The sequence below is a fragment of the Afipia sp. GW821-FHT04G03 genome, from assembly GCF_059419985.1.
This window is the reverse complement of record NZ_JBWKSV010000005.1, coordinates 225,284-248,660: the sequence shown is the minus strand read 5'-3', so window position 1 is coordinate 248,660 and position 23,377 is coordinate 225,284. Positions and strand designations below refer to the sequence as shown.

The 23,377-nt window shown below is 62.5% G+C and carries 27 protein-coding genes; 9 read left to right on the top strand and 18 right to left on the bottom strand.

Annotation, left to right across the window (positions count from 1 at the left end; translation table 11 throughout):
• Positions 1-4: 4 nt before the first annotated feature.
• The gene (locus AC07UB_RS22910; protein ID WP_492790138.1) at positions 5-1,072 is read right to left on the bottom strand and encodes a threonine aldolase family protein; all 1,068 of its coding nucleotides are present in this window, start codon (positions 1,070-1,072) and stop codon (positions 5-7) included.
• Positions 1,073-1,345: 273 nt separating this feature from the next.
• Here AC07UB_RS22910 and AC07UB_RS22905 point away from each other — a divergent pair, with 273 nt between their 5' ends.
• Positions 1,346-2,545: a serine hydrolase domain-containing protein gene (locus AC07UB_RS22905; protein WP_494655051.1), complete on the top strand. Its 1,200-nt coding sequence runs from the start codon at positions 1,346-1,348 to the stop codon at positions 2,543-2,545.
• 73 nt (positions 2,546-2,618) lie between these two features.
• On the opposite strand, the gene rpsD is transcribed toward AC07UB_RS22905, so the two are convergent.
• From rpsD to rpe, 6 genes are all read right to left on the bottom strand, one after another.
• Positions 2,619-3,236: a 30S ribosomal protein S4 gene (gene rpsD / locus AC07UB_RS22900; RefSeq protein ID WP_494655049.1), complete on the bottom strand. Its 618-nt coding sequence runs from the start codon at positions 3,234-3,236 to the stop codon at positions 2,619-2,621.
• Between the two features lie 195 nt (positions 3,237-3,431).
• Entirely contained in the window at positions 3,432-3,833 is a 402-nt protein-coding gene (locus tag AC07UB_RS22895; protein ID WP_492790135.1) for a cupin domain-containing protein, read from the bottom strand.
• A gap of 84 nt (positions 3,834-3,917) precedes the next feature.
• Entirely contained in the window at positions 3,918-4,718 is an 801-nt protein-coding gene (murI, locus tag AC07UB_RS22890; protein WP_492790134.1) for a glutamate racemase, read from the bottom strand.
• 42 nt (positions 4,719-4,760) lie between these two features.
• Positions 4,761-5,300: an MOSC domain-containing protein gene (locus tag AC07UB_RS22885; RefSeq protein WP_494655046.1), complete on the bottom strand. Its 540-nt coding sequence runs from the start codon at positions 5,298-5,300 to the stop codon at positions 4,761-4,763.
• Between the two features lie 66 nt (positions 5,301-5,366).
• Positions 5,367-6,671: an adenylosuccinate lyase gene (gene purB, locus AC07UB_RS22880; protein WP_492790132.1), complete on the bottom strand. Its 1,305-nt coding sequence runs from the start codon at positions 6,669-6,671 to the stop codon at positions 5,367-5,369.
• A 104-nt stretch (positions 6,672-6,775) separates the two neighbouring features.
• Positions 6,776-7,477 (bottom strand): ribulose-phosphate 3-epimerase, encoded by a 702-nt coding sequence (gene rpe, locus AC07UB_RS22875; RefSeq protein WP_494655044.1) that lies wholly within the window; start codon positions 7,475-7,477, stop codon positions 6,776-6,778.
• A 299-nt stretch (positions 7,478-7,776) separates the two neighbouring features.
• Here rpe and AC07UB_RS22870 point away from each other — a divergent pair, with 299 nt between their 5' ends.
• Both AC07UB_RS22870 and AC07UB_RS22865 read left to right on the top strand, forming a co-directional pair.
• On the top strand, positions 7,777-8,376 hold the full coding sequence (locus tag AC07UB_RS22870; RefSeq protein ID WP_494655042.1) for an EF-hand domain-containing protein: 600 nt from the start codon (positions 7,777-7,779) through the stop codon (positions 8,374-8,376).
• Positions 8,377-8,493: 117 nt separating this feature from the next.
• Positions 8,494-9,669: an outer membrane beta-barrel protein gene (locus AC07UB_RS22865; protein ID WP_494655040.1), complete on the top strand. Its 1,176-nt coding sequence runs from the start codon at positions 8,494-8,496 to the stop codon at positions 9,667-9,669.
• 100 nt (positions 9,670-9,769) lie between these two features.
• Here the strand turns inward: AC07UB_RS22865 and AC07UB_RS22860 are convergent, their stop codons facing one another.
• On the bottom strand, positions 9,770-10,030 hold the full coding sequence (locus AC07UB_RS22860; protein WP_492790128.1) for a hypothetical protein: 261 nt from the start codon (positions 10,028-10,030) through the stop codon (positions 9,770-9,772).
• A gap of 181 nt (positions 10,031-10,211) precedes the next feature.
• Positions 10,212-11,213 carry a P1 family peptidase gene (locus tag AC07UB_RS22855; protein WP_494655038.1) on the bottom strand — a complete coding sequence of 334 codons (1,002 nt, stop codon included), beginning with the start codon at positions 11,211-11,213 and terminating at the stop codon, positions 10,212-10,214.
• A 91-nt stretch (positions 11,214-11,304) separates the two neighbouring features.
• Here AC07UB_RS22855 and AC07UB_RS22850 point away from each other — a divergent pair, with 91 nt between their 5' ends.
• A complete protein-coding gene (locus tag AC07UB_RS22850; RefSeq protein WP_492790126.1) occupies positions 11,305-12,039 on the top strand; it encodes a cytochrome c biogenesis CcdA family protein in 735 nt (244 codons plus the stop codon).
• A 67-nt stretch (positions 12,040-12,106) separates the two neighbouring features.
• On the opposite strand, the gene AC07UB_RS22845 is transcribed toward AC07UB_RS22850, so the two are convergent.
• The 6 genes from AC07UB_RS22845 to AC07UB_RS22820 all read right to left on the bottom strand — a co-directional run bounded on the left by AC07UB_RS22845 (position 12,107) and on the right by AC07UB_RS22820 (position 17,542).
• On the bottom strand, positions 12,107-13,222 hold the full coding sequence (locus AC07UB_RS22845) for a branched-chain amino acid ABC transporter substrate-binding protein (RefSeq protein ID WP_492790125.1): 1,116 nt from the start codon (positions 13,220-13,222) through the stop codon (positions 12,107-12,109).
• Positions 13,223-13,338: 116 nt separating this feature from the next.
• Positions 13,339-13,698, bottom strand: a complete 360-nt coding sequence (locus tag AC07UB_RS22840; RefSeq protein WP_494655035.1) for a DUF6867 family protein — start codon at positions 13,696-13,698, stop codon at positions 13,339-13,341.
• Positions 13,698-14,435, bottom strand: a complete 738-nt coding sequence (locus AC07UB_RS22835; protein WP_494655034.1) for an ABC transporter ATP-binding protein — start codon at positions 14,433-14,435, stop codon at positions 13,698-13,700. Before AC07UB_RS22835 ends, AC07UB_RS22840 begins: the two co-directional genes overlap by 1 nt.
• Positions 14,432-15,274, bottom strand: coding sequence for an ABC transporter ATP-binding protein (locus AC07UB_RS22830; protein ID WP_494655032.1), 843 nt, complete (start codon positions 15,272-15,274; stop codon positions 14,432-14,434). The genes AC07UB_RS22835 and AC07UB_RS22830 overlap by 4 nt, the downstream gene beginning before the upstream one ends.
• A 7-nt stretch (positions 15,275-15,281) precedes the next feature.
• Positions 15,282-16,619, bottom strand: a complete 1,338-nt coding sequence (gene livM, locus AC07UB_RS22825) for a high-affinity branched-chain amino acid ABC transporter permease LivM (protein WP_494655030.1) — start codon at positions 16,617-16,619, stop codon at positions 15,282-15,284.
• Positions 16,620-16,627: 8 nt separating this feature from the next.
• The gene (locus AC07UB_RS22820) at positions 16,628-17,542 is read right to left on the bottom strand and encodes an ABC transporter permease subunit (RefSeq protein WP_492790120.1); all 915 of its coding nucleotides are present in this window, start codon (positions 17,540-17,542) and stop codon (positions 16,628-16,630) included.
• A gap of 159 nt (positions 17,543-17,701) precedes the next feature.
• On the opposite strand from AC07UB_RS22820, the gene AC07UB_RS22815 reads away from it, so the two are divergent.
• Together AC07UB_RS22815 and AC07UB_RS22810 are read left to right on the top strand one after the other, a co-directional pair.
• Complete coding sequence (locus AC07UB_RS22815) at positions 17,702-17,944, top strand: hypothetical protein (protein ID WP_494655028.1); 243 nt, start codon at positions 17,702-17,704, stop codon at positions 17,942-17,944.
• A 219-nt stretch (positions 17,945-18,163) separates the two neighbouring features.
• The gene (locus AC07UB_RS22810) at positions 18,164-18,694 is read left to right on the top strand and encodes a hypothetical protein (protein WP_492790118.1); all 531 of its coding nucleotides are present in this window, start codon (positions 18,164-18,166) and stop codon (positions 18,692-18,694) included.
• Here the strand turns inward: AC07UB_RS22810 and AC07UB_RS22805 are convergent.
• Genes AC07UB_RS22805 through AC07UB_RS22795 form a run of 3 tightly spaced genes read right to left on the bottom strand, consistent with a single transcriptional unit; the run spans position 18,667 to position 21,225 of the window.
• Positions 18,667-19,059, bottom strand: coding sequence for a carboxymuconolactone decarboxylase family protein (locus AC07UB_RS22805; RefSeq protein ID WP_492790117.1), 393 nt, complete (start codon positions 19,057-19,059; stop codon positions 18,667-18,669). The genes AC07UB_RS22810 and AC07UB_RS22805 overlap by 28 nt on opposite strands.
• A gap of 10 nt (positions 19,060-19,069) precedes the next feature.
• Positions 19,070-19,852 (bottom strand): 3-oxoadipate enol-lactonase, encoded by a 783-nt coding sequence (pcaD, locus tag AC07UB_RS22800; protein ID WP_494655026.1) that lies wholly within the window; start codon positions 19,850-19,852, stop codon positions 19,070-19,072.
• A 17-nt stretch (positions 19,853-19,869) separates the two neighbouring features.
• Positions 19,870-21,225 (bottom strand): 3-carboxy-cis,cis-muconate cycloisomerase, encoded by a 1,356-nt coding sequence (locus tag AC07UB_RS22795; RefSeq protein ID WP_494655024.1) that lies wholly within the window; start codon positions 21,223-21,225, stop codon positions 19,870-19,872.
• Positions 21,226-21,396: 171 nt separating this feature from the next.
• On the opposite strand from AC07UB_RS22795, the gene AC07UB_RS22790 reads away from it, so the two are divergent.
• From AC07UB_RS22790 to AC07UB_RS22780, 3 genes are all read left to right on the top strand, one after another.
• A complete protein-coding gene (locus AC07UB_RS22790; RefSeq protein WP_492790114.1) occupies positions 21,397-21,846 on the top strand; it encodes an SRPBCC family protein in 450 nt (149 codons plus the stop codon).
• Positions 21,847-22,055: 209 nt separating this feature from the next.
• Complete coding sequence (locus AC07UB_RS22785) at positions 22,056-22,541, top strand: (2Fe-2S)-binding protein (protein ID WP_494655022.1); 486 nt, start codon at positions 22,056-22,058, stop codon at positions 22,539-22,541.
• Positions 22,542-22,565: 24 nt separating this feature from the next.
• Positions 22,566-23,372: an FAD binding domain-containing protein gene (locus AC07UB_RS22780; RefSeq protein WP_492790112.1), complete on the top strand. Its 807-nt coding sequence runs from the start codon at positions 22,566-22,568 to the stop codon at positions 23,370-23,372.
• The last annotated feature ends 5 nt before the right edge of the window (positions 23,373-23,377 follow it).

The window sequence follows — 23,377 nt, the reverse complement described above, 5'->3', positions numbered from 1 at the left end:
GCAATCACACGCGCGCGGCGATGTCGCGGACGGCCGATACGGTTTCCTCGATCATCGCCGCGCTGACGTCGAGATGGGTGCAGGCCCGGATTCGATGATCCAGCGCGCCGGCGAGGATGCCGCGCCGGTCCAGCTCGGACATCATGCGCGCAGTATTGATCCCGCTTTCGGACGGATCGAAGAACACCAGATTCGTTTGCGGCTGATTGACGGCGATGCCGGGGATCTGCGCCAGTCCGCGCGCCAGCGCGCGGGCATTGGCATGGTCGTCCGCGAGCCGCTCGACATGGTGATCGAGCGCATACAGGCAGGCGGCAGCACAAACGCCGCTCTGGCGCATGGCGCCTCCGAGGCGCTGCTTCCAGCGCCAGACCTCGTCGATGAAATCATCCGTCCCCGCGATCACCGCACCAATAGGTGCACCGAGGCCCTTGCTGAAATCGATCCAGACCGAATCCCAGCCGTCGGCCATGTTCCGTGCTGAAATACCGCTGGCTACGCAGGCATTCATCAGCCGCGCCCCATCCATGTGGGTGACGAGGTCATGAGCGTGCGCGATGTCGGCAATCGCATCGAGGTCGGATTTTTTCCAGACCGTGCCGCCGCCGATATTTGCCGTCTGCTCGACGGTCACCACGCGCTGCGGTGCCGAATAGCGCGAGGGCGGCTGGATCACCGCGCGTAATGTGTCCGGCGTAAACAGGCCGTCGTCGCCGGGCAACGCGGTGATCTGGAATCCGCCCAATGCAGCGTGCGCGCCGCCTTCTCGGGTCAACACGTGCGCCGAGGGATGCGCGAGAATTTCATCGCCGGGCCGGCAATGCACCAGTGTCGCGGCGACGTTGCACATCGTGCCGGAGGGCATGAACACCGCCGCCTGCTTTCCCAGCAATTCCGCGACACGTTCGCACAGTGCATTGGTGGTCGGATCGTCGCCGATCTGTTCGTCTCCGACCTCGGCCCGGGCCATCGCCTCACGCATCCCAGGCGTGGGGCGTGTCTGCGTGTCCGACATCAGGTTGATGCGAACCGGCGGCAGGCTCCCGTCGCGTGGAGCAGGGGTCATTCTCATCCGGATGGGTCCTTGGGCTCAGGTGTCATCTTTCGTCTATTCAAAAAATGACGGCGCTCCAACCCCCAAGTAACTCCCAAGTCATTCCCATGTATCCGAACGGGCTCTCGTGGGTCCTTGCGCGGTTTGTCCCGGACGGTAGACTCTACGCTCCCTGGGTCTTCTCCAGCCACGACAGGTCTTGTTTTGCAACATTTCGCCTTGCCCCGACGGTCGTCGCATATTCTGGTTGCTCTTGCTTTTTTGAGTGCGGCGGTCATTCCGACCAATGGCGTGGCGGAGACCATCGGAAAGCCAAACCCGGACAAGGCGGGCTTCTCCAGTCCGCGGCTTGCCCGCATCACCGAGTATTTCAACAACGAAGTGGCCAAGGGGAAAATCCCCGGAGCCATCGTGCTGATCCAGCGCCACGGTCAGCCAGCCTATTATCAATCCTTCGGCGTGCGCAGCGTCGCGACCAAGGCGCCGATGACGCCCGACACCATCTTCACGCTGTTCTCGATGACCAAGCCGATCACGTCGGTCGCGGCGATGATTCTGGTGGAGCAGGGCAAGCTCGCGCTCGACGATGAGGTCGGCCAGTACATCAAGGGATTCTACGACATCAAAGTCGGCGCGGAAAAACCCGGACCGGATGGCAAGCCGGTGCTCGATCTGGTCGCGCCGAAGCGTCCGATCCAGATTCACGATTTGCTGCGGCACTCCGCCGGCATTCCGTACGCATCGCTGGCTTACGGCGTGGTGAAGAAGCCTTATGAGGACGCGGACCTGATGTCCGGCAAATTCAACAACGCGGAGGTTGCGGACAAGATCGCGGCGCTGCCGTTGATCAGCCAGCCCGGCGAATACTGGACCTATGGTCACGCCACCGACGTGCTTGGCCGGGTGATCGAGGTCGTCTCGGGAAAGACGCTCTATCAGTTCGAGAAGGACAACCTGCTCGATCCGCTCGGCATGGTGAACACCAGTTTCTTCGTCACCGAACCGGCAAAGCTGGCGTTGCTCGCCGAGTCGCTGCCCAACAAGTGGGACAAGCTCGACCGCGATCCGCGCGTCGTGACGAAATGGGAGGCTGGCGGCGGCGGCATGGTGTCATCCATCGCCGACTACGCGCGCTTCCTGCAAATGCTGCTGAACGGCGGCGAACTCGGCGGCAAGCGCATTCTGGCGCGCAAGACCGTGGACTTCATGACGTCGAACCACATCGGCGGATCGACGGGTATCAAGCCGTGGGTCTATTATTTTCCGGGCGGGGGTTATGGTTTCGGGCTCGGCGTTGCCGTGCGAACCGACGCTGGCGTCAGTCACTGGGCCGGCTCGGTCGGCGAGTACGAGTGGAGCGGCGGCAGCGGAACCTATTTTCTGGTCGATCCGAAGGAAGACATGTTCGCGATCCTGATGATCCAGTCGCCATCCCAGCGCGGCCGGATTCAGTCGGCGCTGAAAAGCCTGGTGTACGGCGCGCTGAAGTAGCGGCCGGAATTCGTGCAAACAAAAAGGCCGCCCGGATGGGGCGGCCTTTCGTATTTCTGTCCTGCTGAAACAATCAGCGTGAATAGAATTCGATGATGAGGTGCGGCTCCATCTGAACCGGGAACGGCACTTCCGAAAGACCCGGAACGCGAACCACCTTGGCGCTCTGCTTGCCGTGATCCACTTCGAGATAGTCCGGCGTGTCGCGCTCGCCGAGCTGGTTGGCTTCGAGCACGAAGGCGAGCTGCTTGGAGGATTCCTTGATCTCGACGACGTCGCCAACCTTGACCTTGTAGCTGGCGATGTTGACGCGCTTGCCGTTCACCTTGATGTGGCCGTGGTTGATGAACTGGCGCGCGGCGAACATGGTGGCGACGAACTTCGCGCGATACACCACGGTGTCGAGGCGGCGCTCGAGCAGGCCGATCAGGTTCTCACCCGAGTCGCCCTTCAGGCGGCTGGCTTCGACGTAGATGGCGTGAAACTGACGCTCGGAAATGTTGGCGTAGTAGCCCTTGAGCTTCTGTTTGGCGCGGAGCTGCGTGCCGAAGTCGGAGAGCTTGCCTTTGCGGCGCTGGCCATGCTGGCCGGGGCCGTATTCGCGCTTGTTGACGGGGCTCTTCGGGCGGCCCCAGATGTTCTGGCCCATACGGCGATCGATCTTGTACTTCGCCTCACTACGCTTAGTCATCGCGTCCTCTTTTCAAAAGTTAGGTTTTTGAGGAAACGCGCCCTCCTGTGTAACGGGACTAATCCCGGTACCGACAGGTCCGCCTCATAAGCTTGACGAGGAGGACCACGGGTCGCGAAACGCAACGCGGGCCGAAAACGGCCCGCGAGCAAGGGGGTTCTATGAAAAAACCCCCGCGAAGTCAAACAGATCAGCTCATTTCGCGGGCGCCGGGGAGGCCAGCGGCTTGGTCTTGTCCACGACGTAAACCCCCAGCACTTTCATGGGCTTATCGCCATGAACGGCGGCATCGTGAACTGCGCCTGCTGGAATCTGGTAGGATTCGCCGGATTTCAGCGTCTTGTCGGGCTGGCCGTCGATCGACAGCACAAGCTCGCCTTCCAGAACATAGCCGGTTTCGATACCGGGATGGGTATGGCGGCCGGCCTTCACGCCGGGTGCCAGTTCGGCGATGCCGACCACGGTGTTGTAGCCCTCGGGGAAGGCGACAGTCTGGAGCGGCGTGCGCTTGATGCCCGCGGGCGGCTGCTGCGCCGAAGCTGCGCCAATGCCGGCGAGAGCGAGAACGGAAACGCAAAGCATTGTGGTCTTGAGCATGGTGTCCTCCATTGCTGCTCTCTTTGCGGAACAGCGTGCGCGGAGGCTAGCAGCCGGACGGTACCGGCGGAAGGGTTCTACGCATCAGCCCACGAGGCTCGCGCCGAAGAACGGCTCCAGCGCCTTGGCCAGGACCGGATTTGGCGCCTGTCCAGAGGTGAAGGCGATCCGCGCCCGCAGCATATCGCCGTGGCCATTGGCCGGGCCGAGCAGGTCGCTCACGCGGCGCGCGATGGCGGGAGCGGGGTCGATCCAGTCCACGCGCCACGGCGCCAGCGCGAGCATCTGGTCGATCAGCAACGGATAGTGCGTGCAGGCCAGCACGACGGTGTCGGTTCGTGCATCACCATTCAGGAAGCATGGCGCGATCTCGGCCGCGATGGCGTCGTCGCTGACGCGCTCTCCCCGCAAGGCGGCTTCCGCCAGACTGGCGAGATTTTCCGCACCCACCAGCGTCACGTCGCAGCCGTGGGCGAAATCGGCAATGAGCTTTTTGGTGTACTCGCGCTTCACGGTGCCCTTGGTACCGAGCACCGAGACGCGCTTGGTTTTTGACGAGGCGCAAGCGGGCTTGATGGCGGGCACTGTGCCGACGAACGGCACGCTGTAGGCCTGGCGCAAATGGGTCATTACCAGTGTGGACGCCGTATTGCAGGCGATCACGACGAGGTCCGGCGCATGTCTGGCGATCAGATCCCCGACCACCGGCACGACACGGGCGACGATCTCGTCCTCGGTGTGCTGGCCGTAGGGAAAATAGGCATCGTCCGCCACGTAGACATAGCGCGCGCCCGGCCGCAATTTGACGATCTCGCGGAATACGGTGAGACCGCCGAGGCCGGAATCGAACACAAGTATCGTGGGCGCCTGGGACACAAAAGCCATGATAGCCGATCTGCGGTTACCACTTTGTTGTAATCGGGGCGCTCACACCGGCTGAAGTGGCCGATGTGGCTCGGCGGGCAGCACAACCCGGACGTTGTCGCCGGGGCGGACGTCGCCGTCAGCCAGCACCACGCTCATGACGCCGGCTTTGCGGATCAGGTTGCCGTCGGCGTCTTTATCGAGCGTCGCGGCCATCAGGCCTTTCTGGAAACGGTCGATCTGGATGCAGGGGTTGCGCAGGCCGGTGACCTCGACAACGGCACTGTCGCCGAGATGCAGCCGCGTGCCGGTGGGCAACGCCAGCAGGTCAATACCGCGCGTGGTGACGTTTTCGCCCATGTCGCCGGGCTGGACGATGAAATTCTTCGGCGCCAGTTCGTCGAACAGCTCTTCGTGGATCAGATGGACCTGACGCAGGTTCGGCTGGGTTGGGTCTCTCGCGACCCGGGAGCGGTGCTTCACCGTCGCGCCCATATGCGCGTCACCGGCCACGCCGAGGCCGGTGAGCAGGCGAATGCTCAGGCTGTTGGTCTTGCTGAAGTGATGACCCTTGCGCAGGCTTACGGCGGTGACGACGCCCATCAGATCAGGATGCTCCTTTGATAGCGGGCATGATTTTATCCGAAAACCGGAGCCCACTTTTCGGAATCATGCCCCGAAGACCCGCTTGAAGATCGTATCGACGTGCTTGAAGTGATACGCGAGATCGAATTGTTCCTCGATCTCCTTGTCCGACAGATATTTTTTCACGTCGGCGTCCTTCTTCAACAATGTCATGAAATCGCCTTCGCCGCGCCAGACAGGCATGGCGTTACGCTGGACCAGCTTGTAGGCGTCCTCGCGCGACGCGCCTTTCTGCGTCAGCGCGATCAGCAGGCGCTGCGAATGAACAAGGCCGCCGAGGCGGTCGAGGTTCTTCTGCATATTGGCTGGATACACCAGCAGCTTTTCAATGACGCCGGCGAGACGATTGAGCGCGAAGTCCAGCGTCACCGTGGCGTCCGGGCCCATCATGCGTTCGGCGGAGGAGTGCGAGATATCGCGCTCGTGCCACAGCACGACGTTTTCCAGCGCGGGAGTCACGTAAGCGCGCACCATGCGCGACAGGCCGGTGAGGTTTTCGGTCAGAACCGGATTGCGCTTGTGCGGCATCGCCGACGAGCCCTTCTGGCCCTCGGAGAAGAACTCCTCGGCTTCCAGAACTTCCGTGCGTTGCATGTGGCGGATTTCGGTCGCAAGGCGTTCCACGGAAGAGGCGACCACGCCGAGCGTCGCGAAGAACATCGCGTGGCGGTCGCGCGGGATCACCTGCGTCGAGATCGGCTCGACCGCGAGGCCCATGGCCTTGGCGACGTGTTCTTCGACGCGCGGATCGATCTGCGCGAAGGTGCCGACCGCGCCGGAAATCGCGCAGGTCGCGATTTCCTTGCGAGCCGCGATCAGGCGTTCTTTCGCGCGGGTGAATTCTGCATAGGCATAGGCGAGCTTGAGGCCGAACGTGACCGGCTCGGCGTGGATGCCGTGCGAGCGGCCGATGGTCGGCGTCATCTTGTGCTCAAAAGCGCGGGTCTTCAGCGCAGCCAGCACCTTGTCGATGTCGGCGATCAGGATGTCGGCGGCGCGCGACAGTTGCACGTTGAGACAAGTGTCCAGCACGTCGGACGACGTCATGCCCTGATGCACGAAACGGGCTTCGGGTCCGACGATCTCGGCAAGGTGTGTCAGAAAGGCGATGACGTCGTGCTTGGTCTCGCGCTCGATCTCGTCGATACGGTCGACGTTGAAGGTCGCGTCCTTGGCCTTGGCCCAGATGGTTTTCGCGGCATCTTTCGGAATGACGCCCAGTTCCGCCAGTGCATCGGCGGCATGCGCCTCGATCTCGAACCAGATCTTGAAACGCGTCTGCGGCTCCCAAATGGAGACCATTTCGGGGCGGGAATAGCGGGGAATCATCGCGAACTCTTGGGCTGAAGGGATTACGCCGCGCTTTACCAGATCGTATCCGGCGAGACCACCCTAGAGCCGCGGTTCTGCGCGGAAAATCGGGCCTTTTCGGCTTAAATCGCTTCGCCGCGGGCGGAAGCCGCTGCGGTACGGATCGCGGAAATGTTCGCCTTGTAGCTATCCATCGTGCCGCCCTTGAACACGGCGGAGCCGGCGACCAGCGCGTTGGCACCGGCAGCGGCGATCCTGGCGGCGTTGTCCGCCGTCACCCCGCCATCGACTTCAATGTCGATGGGCCGTCCGGCGCACATGGCGCGAACCTGCGAAATTTTCTCAAGCTGCGAAGCGATGAAAGACTGGCCGCCGAAGCCGGGATTGACCGACATCACCAGCACAAGGTCGACCATGTCGATGACGTATTCGATAGCGCTGGCGGGCGTCGCAGGATTGAGCGACACGCCGGCCTTCTTGCCGAGCGCGCGGATCGCCTGCAACGAGCGATGCAGATGCGGCCCAGCTTCGGCATGGACCGTGATGTGATCGCAGCCGGCCTTGGCGAAGGCCTCGATATACGGATCGCATGGTGCAATCATCAAATGCGCATCGAAGATCTTCTTCGAGTGCGGACGCATCGCCTTGATGACATCGGGGCCGTAGGAAATGTTCGGCACGAAATGGCCGTCCATCACGTCGAGATGCATCCAGTCGGCGCCCGCCTGATCGACAGCGCGGACTTCCTCGCCCAGCTTCGAAAAATCCGACGCCAGGATCGACGGCGCGATAATCAGCGGGCGGGATGCGAGAGGCTGAGACATGGCGTTTCCGGTGCGTCGCTTGGCGTCGTCCGGCCTGATGGGGCCAGCGGTGGCGGACGGTTTCGCCTAACACGCCGCTTGCCCCCGGGCAACGAGAGGCGAGCGGCGTACACAGAAGTTGCGCGGGATGAGCCGCCATTCATGGGCAATTCCTGCCGTTGCGGCAGAAATTGCCGCGTCAGATCGTGTCCCGGAATAGGGAAATCGCACGATTTACAGGGGTTTCGGAGCGGCACGGCAATTGCTGGATATTTCCCGGATAGTTGCGCCGCCATGCGTGCGGCTTTGGGAGTGTTGCGATGATCTTTGCCGCAGGCGCCGTTGGGGCTGCCGCTGCTGCCGCCGGCACAGCGCTGGACTTGCTGTCGACCCTCGCGCCGGGCAAATCCGGCGCGGCGAAGACAGCGGGCGTCAAGCAACCCGGCTCGATCTTCGATCTCGTAGGGCTGTCAACAACCGCGCAGAGTTCCAAGTCCGCTGCGAGCGCGGCGCCCGGCGGCGCTCTTGCACCGTCGACGTTCAATGCGCTGCTGTCGGCGCAGGACACAAGCCAGCCGCCCTCCACGAGCGCATCGGATGCATTGAAGAGCCTGTTCACGCAGATCGATGGCAACACGGATGGCAAGATTACCAAGGCGGAATTCGAGGACAAGCTCGGCGCCGGCGGCACCAATACGCAGGCAGCTGACAATGTCTTCGCGAAGATGGACGCCGACGGCGACGGCTCGATCAGCTTCGACGAGATGGCGGCCGCATTGACGAAAAAGAAGGACACGCCACCGCTGCCGCCCACAGCGGCAAATGCGTCGTCGCAATACAATATCATCGACAAGATGGTGCAGCGTCAGACGGACGCGCTCGCCACTGCGGCGAAGCAATCGGTGTCGATCAAGGTTTGATCCACGTAGCCGGCAACCGTCTGCATCCGTAGCACTACGCAGCGGCGGGCCGTTTTCATCAGTCGCTAACCACATCGGCCCGGTAATCACCCACGCGAGATTTTGCGGGGTGATGCGGTGTCGAGAACGATCGTGTGGGCTGGTGTCCTCTGTCTGGTGGCAAATGCCGTACATGCCGAGGATGAATTTGTCGCATCGTTGCGGCTGCGTGGAGGCTACGACACCAATCCGGTGTTCTCGAACGGCGGCGGCATTGGCGGCAGCGCCTTCATCGGCACGGACACGGCGCTCGTCGCCGGCACCAAGGAAAAGGACTACAGCTACGGCGTCGCCGCCGAGGCGAGTACGACGCAATATGCCAATCCGCTCGCGCTGCCCGCGCTGACCGGAAAGGTGGTGCTGCGCGGAAGCTACGGCGATGACACCGCGAACATCTCATCGACAACCACGATTGCCGATACCAACGCCTACAATTTGCGCTCGTCCGACTTCGTGCAGTCTCTCAAGGGCGAGGCGAGGTTCGGCGCGATCAAGGTATTCACCACCGTTGAGGGCGCGCGCTCGACGCTGAACCAGACCAACGCGATCTTTCAGGATTTCCTGCCGATCCCTCATGTCTACCTGCGGGGCACCGTGATTCCCGGTGTCGCCTGGGTTCGGGACAATCTCGAAATTGGCACGTCGCTCAATCTGTCGGTGCGGCGCTATCAGCGCGAGATCGACGATTTCGGCTATCGCCGCGACAACGAGCGCATGCAGCCATACCTGTTCGCGAAATACGAAGACAAGGACATCACCGTCTTTGCGTCGGTCTCGCAGTTGCGCGGCACGTTCCACGATGTCGATTTCACCAACATCAATGCGACACTGTTCGATGCCAGCCTGTCGTGGCGCATTGCGCCGTTCAAGGTCGACCTTGCCGCGTACCGCCGGGCCGGGGAAACCACGTTTCCGATTTCGCCGATCACGCTCGATACGGCCTACACCGCGCGGGCGAGCTGGCAGGTCGAGCCGAAGCTGACGCTGACAGCTGCGGTTGGCTACGCCACCACCGACTATCTGGATTCACGTTTCAGCCAGCAGGTGCTGACCTATGGCATCGGAGCATCGCACGATCTCGGAGGCGGCTACGCCATCGGCCTCGATCTGACGCGGGCGGAGGGCACGTTGATCTCGGGCGACAAGGCGAGTGCGATCATTATCAGTTCGTCGCTGACGAAGAAGTTCACGCCGTTTGCGAAGGATGAGATTGCAAAGGATGCACAAAAAGATAACCCCGTGACCAAGGGCTAGAGGTGACAGTCTGATCCAGCGGGGGCGCCGGACCAGACTGTCGCGCGAACGAGGTTTGGGAGGTGGGGTTCTCGTCCGCGATCGTGCAGTGGCCTAAATGTCAGTGACCGCAGCCGCACCCGCCGCCGAGCAAGCCGCCAAGGACACCGCTCTTGCCGAGCACCGCGCCGAGAACGCCGCCCTTGCCGGTGGTCACTGCGGCGTTGACGACGAGAGCGCCCCGGCCATCGAGCAGACCGAGCACGCCGCCTTTGCCGGTGAGCACGTTCGCTCCGACGTTCAGGCCTTTGCCTCCGCCTGCGAGCGCGGGGGCGCTGATGAACGCCGTCGCGAGAACGAGCGCACAGAGCATTTTCTTCATGACGTTTTCTCCACTGTTACGTGCGCGTCGTTGCGCACGCAGCGGACCGTATTGCGGAAAATGCTCTCCGCAATTGAAACGCAAAGATAACCTTAAACGGCGGGGGTTTTCTGCATTTTGCGACCGCATGATGCGCAGTTGCTTACGTGAATTCCCGTAAGCTGCGTCAGGCGCAAATCAGTCACTTTTCAAAACGCATTTTCCACGACGGCAACGCGCCGGCGAATGGCAGCGCCTTTGCTTCATAGACACCGCGCGCGATCGCGCGCGCGATGACGTTGGCAGCGACTGCTCCGAGTTCGGTCAGGCCGTACAACGGATCGATGGGCTTTTCGCAGGTTGCCGCCGCGAACACGGCATCGCCATCCAGCGGCGCGTGTACCGGATAGATCGCGCGCGCGAATCCGGTCTGCGAGATTATCGCCAGCCGCTTTGCCTGGGCCTTGGTGAGGATCGCGTCGGTGACGACAACGGCCAGCGTCGTATTCTCGATGGCTGTCGCCGCGGGACCGCCCTTCAGCCGCATCGCGAGCATGTCGGGGGTGAAGGATGGCGGCAATCCGCGTCCGCCGAATTCGTTGTCGATCTCGAAGGGCGACGCCCAGAACCAGGGGCCGTCGCCGACATTGACGCTGCCGACGGCGTTCACCGATGCGATGGCGGCGACGCGAATGCCATCTGTTGTGGTGGCAGAGGCGGAGCCGATACCGCCCTTGAAGTTGGCGGTGGTTGCGCCCAACCCCGCGCCGACGCTTCCGAGCGCGAACACTCCGTTCGTCGCTGCTGCGGCGGCTGTGTAACCGAGATCGCGATAGGGCGGAAAGCGGCCCCATGTCTTGTTGCCGCCGTTGAGCATGTCGAATTGCACAGCACCCGGAACGATGGGAATCAGGGCATCGCCCACCGCGAAGCCCCGGCCATGCTCTGCGAGCCACGCCTGGATGCCGCCGCCGGCTTCGAGGCCGAAGGCGGAGCCGCCGGAGAGCGCGATCGCATCGATACGCTCGACCGTATTGACGGGATCCAGCAGCGCGCCGTCCCGCGTGCCTGGTCCGCCGCCTCGAATGTCGATCGAGGCAACAGCGGGCTGGTCGAACACGACAGCCGTTACTCCGGAGGCGAGAGCGGCATCGTCGGCATGGCCGACACGGACGCCCGGAATATCGGTGAGCAGGTTCTTCATGGGACGAATCTCCGGATAACGCGCGATCACAACACGGAGAAGGAGCGGCGCGGAGCTTGCATAGCATATGGGCGGCAGTGCAATAAGCGGCATGATCAACGATGTCTCCATTCCCGCCGCGCTTGCCGCTGGCATCATCAGCTTTCTCTCGCCATGCGTATTGCCGCTGGTGCCGCCGTATTTGATCTATCTGACCGGCGCGACCATCGAGCATGTCGCCAATGACGAGGAACAGCGCGCCTCGAAGCGCGCCGTCATGGTGTCGGCGCTGGTGTTCGTGCTGGGATTTTCGACGGTGTTCGTGGCGCTCGGCGCCAGCGCGAGTCTGATCGGGGGGCTGATCCGGGCCTGGTCTGCGCAACTCTCCATCGTCGCGGGCATCGCGATTATTCTGATGGGGCTGCACTTCCTCGGATTGACGCGCATCGGTTTCCTGATGCGAGAGGGACGGTTGCCGATCCCGAAGCCGGTCGGCTTGTGGGGCGCCTATGTGATGGGGCTGGCGTTTGCGTTCGGCTGGACGCCGTGCATCGGGCCGATCCTCGCGGCGATCCTGTCGGTCGCGGCGTCGGAAGCGACGGTGACGAAGGGCGCGGGCCTGCTCGCGGTTTATTCCGCCGGCCTCGGCATTCCATTCCTGATTGCGGCCTTCATGGTGGAGCGGTTCTCATCGGTGCTGGCACGGATGAAAAAACATCTTGCCACCGTCGAGCGGGTCATGGGCGCGCTGATGATTCTGGTCGGGATCGGATTTCTGACCGGCGCGGTGACGAGCGCCAGCATCTGGCTGCTGGAGACGTTTCCGGCATTGCAGAATTTCGGGTAGTTGAAACAGTCAGGCCGGGACAAGTCCCGGCCATGACGTAACTTGATTGGTGAGGGGTGAGGCTAACTCACGACCCCTTCGCCAGCTCGGCGTAGTTGCCCTTGGCGTCCCACTTGTAGACGACATAGTCGAGCAGCTTGATGTCGCCCTTGGCGTCGAACGACAGCTTGCCCAGCACGGTGTCCCATTCGCCGCCCTTGATGGCTTCGACGAGTTTCTTGGGATCGGTGCTGTTGATCTTCTTGGCGGCCTGCGACCAGACCTGGAACGAGGCATAGGTGTAGAGCGTGTAGCCTTCCGGATCGATGCCCTTCGCCTTGAACTTCTCGACGATGGCCTTGGCGGTCGGTTTGTTGCGCGGGTCTGGGCCGAAGGTGAACAGCGTGCCTTCCGCGGCAGCGCCCGTGATCGAAGCGAATTCCTTGTCGTTCATCGCGTCGCCGGCCATCAGCACGGTTTTGAGGCCCTGGTCGCGCATCTGGCGCAGGATCAGCCCGGCTTCCTGATGGTAGCCACCGACATAGACCAGATCGATGTTGTCGCGCTTCAGACGCGAGACGATGGAGTTAAAGTCCTTGTCGCCCTTGTTGTAGGACTCGAACAGCTTCTCCTTGAAGCCGGCGGCGTTCAGCGCCTTCTTGGTTTCGTCCGCGAGACCCTTTCCGTAGGTGGTCTTGTCGTTGAGGATCGCGACGTTCTTGCCGGCGAAGGCTTTCTGGATGTACTGCGCGGCGACGAGGCCCTGCTGATCGTCACGGCCGCAGACGCGCAGCACGTTCCACAATTTGCGCTCGGTGAAGACCGGATTGGTCGAGGCCGGCGTGATCTGGAGGACGTTGCCCTCCGCATAGGCTTCCGATGCGGGAATCGACGACGACGAGCAGAAATGCCCGGCGACGAACTGCACCTTGGAGCTTGCGAGCTTTTCGGCGACCGAACGGGCCTGCTTCGGATCGCAGGCGTCGTCGCCGACTTGCAGGGCTAGCTTCTTGCCGTTGACGCCGCCCGCGCTGTTGAGATCGGCGATGGCCATGTCCGCGCCGTTCTTCATCTGGCGCCCGAACGCGGATTCGCTGCCCGTCATCGGACCGGCAACGGCAACAGGGATATCTTGCGCAAACGCAGCAGTCGACAAGGCGATCGACGCGCCGAGTGCGAGGCCAAGGATGTGGATTGGTTTCATAGGGCAGTCCTCATGCAGGTCTCGATAGGCGCAGCCAACTGGCCCGCCGGGGCGAACAAATCGCGGATATTGTCCGCTGATTTTACCGCCAAGTCATCGGCAAATTTCGCGCCTGCTCAGGAGTTGGCTGGTGCATCTTGCCGCAGCCGCCAGCCGAGGGGGCCGTTTGGTTCGTACAGCCAGTAATACTGTTTCACCATCTGTGACGCGCGGGTGCGCTGAAATGACAGGCAGGCGACCACAATCAGGATGGCGGTCTCGACGACGTAGGTTTTCGGCTGGAGCAGGGTTTCGTTGAACAGCGCGAAGTGCACGAACCGCACGGCCATCCCCATGGGGATCATGGCGATGACCGCGATCCAGATGCTGCGCCAGGTCAGCGCGATGGCGCGTCCGGCGAGCAGGGCGCAGCCCGCGCCCAGAATGAGGGTGACGAACAGCACCTGAAAGATGGATTCGTTCGAGTACAGGTCCATCAGTGCCGGCCTCCCTCAAGATAGGCCGCGCGGATTTCAGGACGCGCGAGAAGTTCCGCGCCGGTTCCGCTCAGTGTGATCTTGCCATTGACCATCACGTAGCCGCGATGCGCGAGTCTGAGGGCATGATTGGCATTCTGTTCGACGATCAGCACCGTCAGTCCGTCTTGCTTGTTGAGCGTGCGGACGGCGTCGAAGATCTGCCGCGCGATCAGCGGTGCGAGGCCGAGCGACGGCTCGTCCAGCATCAGGAGACGCGGGCGGCTCATCAGCGCGCGGCCGATGGCCAGCATCTGCTGTTCGCCGCCTGAGAGTGTGCCGCCGCGCTGGGCGATGCGCTCCTTGAGGCGCGGAAACAGCGCGAAGATACGTTCAAGGCTTGCGTTGCGCTCGGCCTCGGTGCTCTCAACGGCAGCGTCCGCGCCCATGCGCAGGTTTTCCGCCACCGTCATGCGCGGAAAAATTCGCCGTCCTTCGGGTGACTGGGCGATGCGCAGCCGCGCGACGTGATGGGTCGGCTCGAAAGTAATGTCGCGGCCGTCGAATTCGATGGTGCCGGCCAGCGCGCGCGGCCGGCCGAACACCGACATCATCAGCGTGGACTTGCCTGCGCCATTGGCGCCGATCAGCGCCACGATTTCGCCGGTCTTGATGTCGAGATCGACGCCTTTCAGCGCTTCGATGTTGCCGTAAGCGGCGACGAGGCCGCGAATGGAGAGGAGGGAGGCCGCACTCACGTTCCGCCCTCCATCACTTCGATGGCGGTTTGCTCGTCGGCGCCGAGATAGGCCGCGATGACTTTCGGATCGTCGCGTATTTCGCGCGGCGTGCCCGCTGCGATCTTGACGCCGTGATCGAGCACGAAGATGCAGTCGGAAATTTCCATCACCACCGACATGTCGTGTTCGATCAGCAGAACCGACGTGCCGTGATCCTTGCGGATCGCCAGCAATAATTCGCTCAGCGCGTCGCTTTCGCGCGCGTTCAGACCGGCAGCGGGCTCGTCGAGGCACAGCAGCGACGGCTCGGAACACATCGCGCGCGCGATTTCCAGCCGCCGCTGGTCGCCGTAGGGCAGGTTGCCCGCCGCGTCGTCGGCACGGGCGGTGAGGCCGATGCGGTCGAGCCAGTAGCGCGCAAGCTCGATGGCGCTTTGTTCAGCGCGTCGGAAACCGGGTGCGCCGATCAGGCCGAGGAACGTATAGCCCGACGCGCGCATCAGCGCGTTGTGCTGCGCCACCAGCAGGTTTTCCAGCGCGGTCATGCCCGCGAACAGCCGGATATTCTGGAATGTGCGCGCGACCTTCGCCACTTTCGAGATGCGATAGTCGAACAGCCGCTCCAGCAGAAACTCACGATGGTCGTCGTGGATGAGCCGCATCATGCCGGTGGTCGGCTTGTAGAAGCCCGTGATGCAGTTGAATACGGTGGTCTTGCCGGCGCCGTTGGGGCCGATCAGCGCGGTGATGTCACCGCGCTTCGCCGTGAACGACAGGTCGTTGACCGCGACGATGCCGCCGAAGCGCATCGACAGATGATCGACATCGAGAATGTTGTCTTCGGCCTCGCGTGTCATGCGGAAATCATCCTTGGCCTTCCTTGACCATGGTGGATGAAATCTCCGTCGGCTTCTCGAGAAATACCGATGGAGCGCGATGGCCGATCAGTCCGCGCGGCCGCCAGATCATCAGCAGCACCATCGCCGCGCCGAACACCAGCATACGGAACTGTTCCAGTCCTCTGAACAGTTCAAACCCGCCGATCATGGCAAGCGCCGCCAGCGCGACGCCGAGCTGCGAGCCCATGCCGCCCAGCACCACGATCGCCAGCACCAGCGCGGATTCCTGGAACGTGAACGACTCAGGGCTGATGAAGCCCTGACGGGTCGCGAAGAAAGCGCCGGCAAAGCCGCCGAACATCGCGCCGGTGGCGAATGCGGTCAGCTTCGTCGTGGTGGTGTTGATGCCGAGCGAGCGGCACGCGACTTCGTCTTCGCGCAAGGCTTCCCATGCGCGGCCGATGGGCAGGCGGCGCAGGCGGATCGTGACCCAGTTGGTCAGCAGCGCGAGCGCGAGGATCAGGTAGAACAGGAAAACCACGCGATGGGTCGCGGAGAACTCGATGTCGAGCAGGGTAGCGAGGCCGTCATCGGTGTTGGTCAGCGGAATGCCGAAGAAGGTCGGACGCGGAATGCCGGTGATGCCGTTGGGACCGCCCGTGACGTGCTGCCAGTTCAGCAGGATCAGACGGATGATTTCGCCGAACGCCAGCGTGACGATGGCGAGGTAGTCGCCGCGCAGTCGCAGCACCGGAAAGCCAAGCAGCACGCCCCAGAATGCCGCGAGAATTCCCGCCAGCGGCAGGCAGACCCAGAACGACAGATCGAAAGTCGTCGCCAGCAATGCGTAGGAATATGCACCGACCGCGTAGAACGCGACGTAGCCGAGATCAAGCAGGCCTGCGAGGCCGACGACAACATTCAGTCCCCATCCGAGCATCACATAGGTGAGCACCAGAATGCCGAGGTCGAGGATGTAGCGCTGCTCGTAGAAGATCACCGGCACCAGCAGCGTGAAGACGAGCAGGGCCGGCGCGAGAAACCGGCGCAGCGTGGCGATGACGCTGCTGGCGGATTCAGGAACCAGCGAGATGGTTCTGGAGGGCCCAATCCATTGTCGAATTAATTCGACAATGATGCTGCCGAAAAACACAGCGGCGACGAGCGCGGCGAGATCGCCGAACCGCGTCCAGTAGATCAACTGGCCTTCTGGTCCGGCCTCGGTGCGAATGCCGATCATCAGCGAAAACAGAGCCAGCGCCACGAGGGCGCTGATGAATGACTTCTTGAGGATGAAGGCGATGCCGTGCGGGGCTGCGGCGGCTTTCGGCGCGTGGGCGGCGGAATCGACTGAACGCGCCACGCTGCCTCTCAGACTTTTTCGACTTCCGGACGGCCGAGAAGGCCGGTCGGAAGAAAGATCAGGACGACGATGAGAATCGAAAACGCCGCAACGTCCTTGTATTCGGACGTGAAGTAGGCGGACCAGAAGGTCTCGATCAGGCCGATCAGCAAGCCGCCGAGCATCGCGCCGGGCAGGGAGCCAATGCCGCCGAGCACAGCGGCGGTGAAGGCCTTGATGCCGGCGACAAAGCCCATGAAGAAATCGACCACGCCGTAATAGAGCAGATACATCATGCCCGCGACGGCGGCGAGGGCTGCGCCGATCACGAAGGTCATCGAGATGGTGCGATCGACATCGACGCCGAGCAGGGCGGCCATGGTCTGGTCCTGTTCGCAGGCGCGCATGTCGCGGCCGAGCCGCGTGCGCGCCACGAGCCATGAGAAGATCGCGAGCAGAATGACGGTGGTGACAACGACGATGATCTGGATGTTCGACAGCCGCACCACGAAGCCGTCATTTTCGAACAGCGTGTAGCCGCCGGTGATGACGGGCGGCACCGGCTTGACCCGCGCGCCTTGCGACACCTGCGCGAAATTTGTCAGCACGAACGACATGCCGATGGCGGAGAGCATCGGCGCCAGACGGAACGACTGCCGCAACGGCCGGTAGGCAATGCGTTCGACGGTCCAGCCATAGAGCGCGGTGACGGCCATCGCCACCAGCAGCACCAGAAGCAGAATGACGGGGACGACGGTGAGGCCGATCGATACCAGGATGAGAAAGGTAATGAGGGCGATGAAACCGCCGATCATGAAAATGTCGCCGTGGGCGAAATTGATCATGCCGACGATGCCGTAGACCATCGTATAGCCGATGGCGATCAACCCGTAGATCGACCCGAGCACCAGTCCGTTGATGAGTTGCTGGGCGAAATAATCCATGGGCTGCCGTGTTCGAGCGAACAGATCGACACGTCGAAGGCCCCGGCAGCCGGATCGTCGCGTCGTCCCATTTTCTAACAGCGGGAACCGGATGCGGCAACCGGCGCGGGTGCGGCGTGAGGTCGTCGTCCACGACGTTTGCGCTGCGATGGAGAGTTCATGAAGGAACCCGCTGTTCCATTGAAACCAACCGCAGTGACCTTGGTTGATCTTTCGCTCAACGAAGGAGATGTCAACATGGGCAACCAGAACAATCCGAACCAGAAACCCGGCCAGCAGAGCCAGAACCCGAGCCAGAAGCCGGGTCAGCAGCAGCAAGGCGGCGGCCAAAAGCCCGGTCAGCAGCAGCAGGATCCGAGCCAGAAGCCGGGTCAGCAAGGTCAGCAAAAGGGCGGGCATTAAATTCGGGGCATGATCTGATCCGAAAGTCTTTTCGGGATCATGCCGTAAACGCCCGTTCGGAATGCCAGGAAGATCCCGCCGGAAGGCGGGATTTTCTTTTGGGTGTTCCGTGCCCGTTGTCCACAGGCGAAGCCCGGTCGTTAAGGTTAAGAAAGGGTTTAAATTGCCGCTCCCAGTTGAGCGGAGTTAGCTCCGGCCTCACGGTCGGAGTAGGCGGCAATGTCCAGGGATTGGCGGATCAGCACGGTCAACGGCACGCTACTGGCGTGTTATTTCATCCCGTCCTGGACGATTTCGGCGCTGAAAATCTGGATCTCGCCGATCCGCGGCTTCTATGACCGCACCAACATCGCCGCCGCGTTCTATGTTAGCGACTTTCTAAGCCTTTCGGCGATGGACACCATTCGGGTCGCGTGGCTGCTTGCGCTGGGCAAGGTCATTGTTGCCGCGTTCTTCCTGGTCTTCCTGCTGCTGGTTATTCGTGTCGCGATACGCCGGAAGGGCGGTTGCGACGAGGCGCTGGCTTTTGCGCTGGGCCTCGGCGCGTTCATCAGCATGGCGAGCCTGATTGCGGCATCGAAGGTCGGCGAGATGGCGGCGTTGCGGCTTCACGCCAGCGAGTCGCTGTTGCTGATCGGAGCGGCGATCCTGCTGATCATCGATACCGATCCCGCCGTCGTCGCGTCCCGTGAGGAAGCGACGTCCACCATGCCGCAGCAGGGCTACTTGTCGAGCAGTCCCAATTCCTGAATCACGCCGGCTGATTCCTTGACCGCATGGTTGGCGGTGGGGACGCCGCAATAGATCGCCTGTTGAAGCAGGATTTCCTTGATGTCGTCCGGCGTGAAGCCGCCCTCGGTGAGGGCCGCGCGGACATGCATCCGAAATTCATCCCATTGCCCGAGCGCCATCATGGTGCCGATCACCAGCACGCGCCGGGTGCGCTCGTCGAAATGCGGCCGCGTCCAGATTTCGCCCCAGGCATAACGGGTGATGAGATCGAGAAAGTCCGCATTGAACGAGTTTTTGCCTGCCGCCGACTTGTCGACCCAAGCGTTACCGAGCACCTTGCGCCGGCGCTGTGTTCCCTGATCTCGCCGTTGATCGTCGTCCATCGGGTTGCTCTCAGCGTTGGGTCAGGAAGCCGACCACGGCCTCGGTGAAGTTGTGTGACTGCTCAACATTCGAGATGTGTGCCGCATCGAGCAGCGTCATGCTCGCATTCGGGATGTTGCTGCGAATGTACACGCCGGCCTCCACCGGCGTCGCCACATCATGGCGGCCGGCGATCACCAGTGTCGGCGCCTTGATGCGCGGCAACAGTTCGCGCTGATCGAGCCGGCTCAACGCCTCACAGCAGGCGACGTAGCCTTGCTGCGGTGTGGCGACCAGCATTGCCTTCATGCGCGTGGCGATCTGCGGCTCACGTTCGCGGAAATCCGCCGTCAGCCATCCGGCGATCACGGCATCGGCAATCGAGGCGATGGCGCCTTCGTTCACCGCCTTGATGCGGTTCAGCCAGTTGGTCGGATCGGGATAATAGCAGGACGTGTTGGCAAGGATCATCCGGTCGATCCGTTCCGGCGCGTGGGCGCCGAGCCACTGACCGACCATGCCGCCCATTGAAAGCCCGCACCAGTGGATTTTCTCGATGTTGAGATCGTCGAGAATCGCCAGCACGTCCTTGCCGAAACGCTCCATCGAATAGGGGCCCGGAGGCGCACCGGACTTGCCATGGCCGCGCCGGTCGTAGCGCACCACGCGGTACAGTTTCGTCAGCGCCGCCATCTGCGGCTCCCACATTTGCATTGTCGCGCCGAGCGAATTCGACAGCATGATGGTCGGTCCGCCATCGCGTCCTTCGACCGAGACATTGAGCAAGCAGCCGTCGGCGTCGATCATGGGCATTGAATTTTCTCCGTTTCTTATTTGTGGTCGAGCGACGCGAGCAACCGGTCGATCATCGTCTGCGATACGCCCTGATAGGCGCGCGGTTCGAACAATTGCTCAAGCGCCTCAGCGCCGAGATAGGCGGTGATGCGCGAATCTTTCGCCAGCACGTCGCGAAGGGGTTGCCTGGTTTCGATAGAAATGCGGCTTGCGGCTTCGACCATGTGATGGGCTTCGCTCTTGCCGACCTTGTCCGCGAGCGCCATCGCGACCGCTTCGGCCATGATCAGGCCGTGGGTCGTGCCGAGATTGGCTTGCATCCGCGCGGTATCGACTTCAAGTCCTTCGGCGATGTCGGCAATGGCCGCAAGTGCGCCGGATGTCACCAGTTGCAGCGTCGGCAATGTCGGCCATTCCGCATGCCAGGGACCCGCGCTTCGCTCGTGCTCCTGCACCTGGGCTGCGAAGATGGTTGCGGCCAGGTTCGGCGCCATGGTCGCCGCGGCCAGAGCGGACGCGGCCGCGACGGGATTGCGTTTGTGCGGCATCGTCGAGGAGCCGCCGCGGCCGGCTGCGGCGGGCTCAAATGCTTCCGCGACATCCGTCTGCATCATGAGCGACACATCGCGAGCGATCTTGCCGCAGGTGCCTGTGAGAATGGCCAGCACCGAGGCGACATCGGCGATGCGGTCGCGATGCGTGTGCCAGGGGGCGTCTGGCAGCGGCAGCGACAGTTCAACGGCGAGGTGTTCGGCCACCTTGAAACCTTTGTCGCCAAGAGCGGCAAGTGTTCCCGCCGCGCCGCCGAATTGCAGCGCGAGCGTTTCGCCAAGCAGGCGCTTCAGCCGCTGGCGCGAACGATTCAACGCGGCTGCATATTCGGCCAGCTTCAGTCCGAATGGCATCGGCAGCGCGTGCTGCAACCATGTACGTCCGACCATGATCGTTTCGCGATGCTGCGCGGCCAGTTTCGCAAATCCGGCAATGGCGCGGTCGAGATCGGTGGTTAATGCGTTGATGGCCGCCCGCAGGCCCAACATGGTGGCGGTATCGATCACGTCCTGGCTGGTCGCGCCCCAGTGCACGTAGCGCGCGGCGGAAGGGTCCGCCTGAGCGACCTTGGCCGTGAGCATTTTGACCAGCGGGATGGCGAGATTTCCGGCCTGGGCCGCGGCCTCGGCAAGCGCGGTCCGGTCGAAGGCTTCGGCATGGCAGGCGTTTGCGATGCTTGCGACGGCGCTCGCCGGAATCAAGCCCGCCGCCGCCTCGGCTCGCGCAAGCGCATGTTCGAAGTCGAGCATGTGCTGCAAATAAACCTGATCGTCGCACACCAAGCGCATGGCGGCGCTCGACAACAAGGGTGCGAGCAGGGGAGGCAGTGATGAACTCATGATGGGCGGACCCTAACCAACCGGGGAAGGCGTGCCAATAGCGCAATGCACGGCTTGCAATATTGGTACGGTCGAATGCTGAACGAGCCCCTTTCATTTGCGCAGCCAGTGGCTTACTTGGGTATAAGATAAGAGCGTGCCCGGCGCGGCCAGTGAATGCGGAGAACCACCATGGCGATGACGATGACAGGCGAAGTCCAGCTTCCGGCGACTCGCGAAGTGGTGTGGCAGAAGCTCAACGATCCGGCTGTTCTGAAGGCCTGTATTCCGGGCTGCGAGGAATTGAATGTGGCCGGGGAGAATCAGTTCGAGGCGGTCGCCAAGATGAAGGTCGGCCCGGTGTCCGCACGCTTCAAAGGCAAGGTCACGCTGAGCGATTTCGATCCGCCGAACAGCTACAAGATTTCCGGCGAGGGCGAGGGCGGCGTTGCGGGCTTCGCCAAGGGCGGCGCGACGGTGGCGTTGGCGGACAAGGATGGCGGCACGCTGCTGAGCTATAATGTCGACGCCCAGATCGGCGGCAAGCTCGCGCAGCTCGGGCAGCGGCTCATCAACGGCTCGGCCAAGAAGCTTGCTGATGAGTTCTTCGCGAAATTCGCAGAAGCTGTGAAGGCGGGCTGAGGCCGTTTCGGCATATCAGCCCCCCACGCAAATCAAGCCTTCTTGTCCGCATGTGCTGCGCCGCGAGGTTGCTCATTGCCGGAATGGGCCATATTATCAGTTTGGAACCATTTTAAACGCGTTGGCCGCGCCATGCGGTGCCGCGAAACCTCAGTGCCAGAACCCGGGCGCCAAACCCTGGGTGCCAAGCCGAAAACAAGAGAGTGTTGATGGCCAAGATTTCACTGATCGTGAACGGCAATCCCGTGACGGGCAAGGTCGATTCACGCACGCTGCTCGTCCAGTTCTTGCGTGAGAACCTTCGACTGACCGGCACCCATGTCGGTTGCGACACGTCGCAGTGCGGCGCATGCGTCGTCCATCTCGACGGCAAGGCCGTGAAGTCCTGCACCACGCTGGCGGTGATGGCGGACGGCCATGAGGTCAGGACCATCGAGGGTCTCGCCGCGGACGGTGCGCCGCTGCACCCGATGCAGGAAGCGTTTCGCGAGCACCACGGACTGCAATGCGGCTTCTGTACGCCCGGCATGATCATGACGGCGGTCGATCTCGTGCATCGCAAGGGGCACGACCTCAGCGAACATGTCATCCGCGAAGAACTCGAAGGCAATCTCTGCCGCTGCACCGGCTATCAGAACATCGTGCTGTCAATCGCGGCCGGCGCAAAGGCGATGGCCAAATCCGATCTCGCATAACGACACGCTCCCGAAGGACAATTTATGTACGACTTCAAGTATCATCGTCCGGGGACCGTGCGGCAGGCCGCCAACCTTCTCCTCAAGAACGAAGACGCGAAGCTGGTCGCCGGCGGTCATACGCTGGTGCCGGTGATGAAGCAGCGGCTCGCCAGCCCGCCGCATCTGGTCGATCTCAGCCATATCGAAGGCCTCAACGGTATCGAGATGAAAGGCCGCAGCCTGGTCATCGGCGCGACCGCGACGCATGCGGAAGTCGCCAACTCCGCCATCGTCGGTGAAGCGATTCCGGCACTGTCCGAGCTTGCCGGTCTGATCGGTGATCCGGCGGTTCGTCACAGGGGCACCATCGGCGGCTCGCTCGCCAACAATGACCCGACGGCAGACTATCCGGCAGCGGTGTTGGCGCTGGGTGCGACCATCGTCACCAACAAGCGCCGGCTCAAGCCGGAGGAATTCTTTCAGGGCCTGTTCACGACGGCGCTCGAGCCCGACGAGATCATCACCCGCGTGATGTTTCCGCTGCCGAAGAAAGCTGCGTATCAGAAATTCCGCAATCAGGCCTCGCGCTATGCGCTGGTCGGCGTGTTTGTGGCGCGGCGTCCGTCGGACGTGCGTGTTGCCGTGACGGGCGCAGGCGGCGACGGCGTGTTCCGCGTTACCGAGTTCGAAGAAGCATTGAAGAAGCGCTTCTCTCCGAAGTCGCTTGACGGGTTGACGGTATCGGCCGATGGCCTGAACAGCGACATTCACGGCAGCGCGGAATATCGCGCGCATCTGATCGGCGTGCTTGCGCGGCGCGCGCTGGAAGCTGCGACGGCGAAGAGCTGAATTTG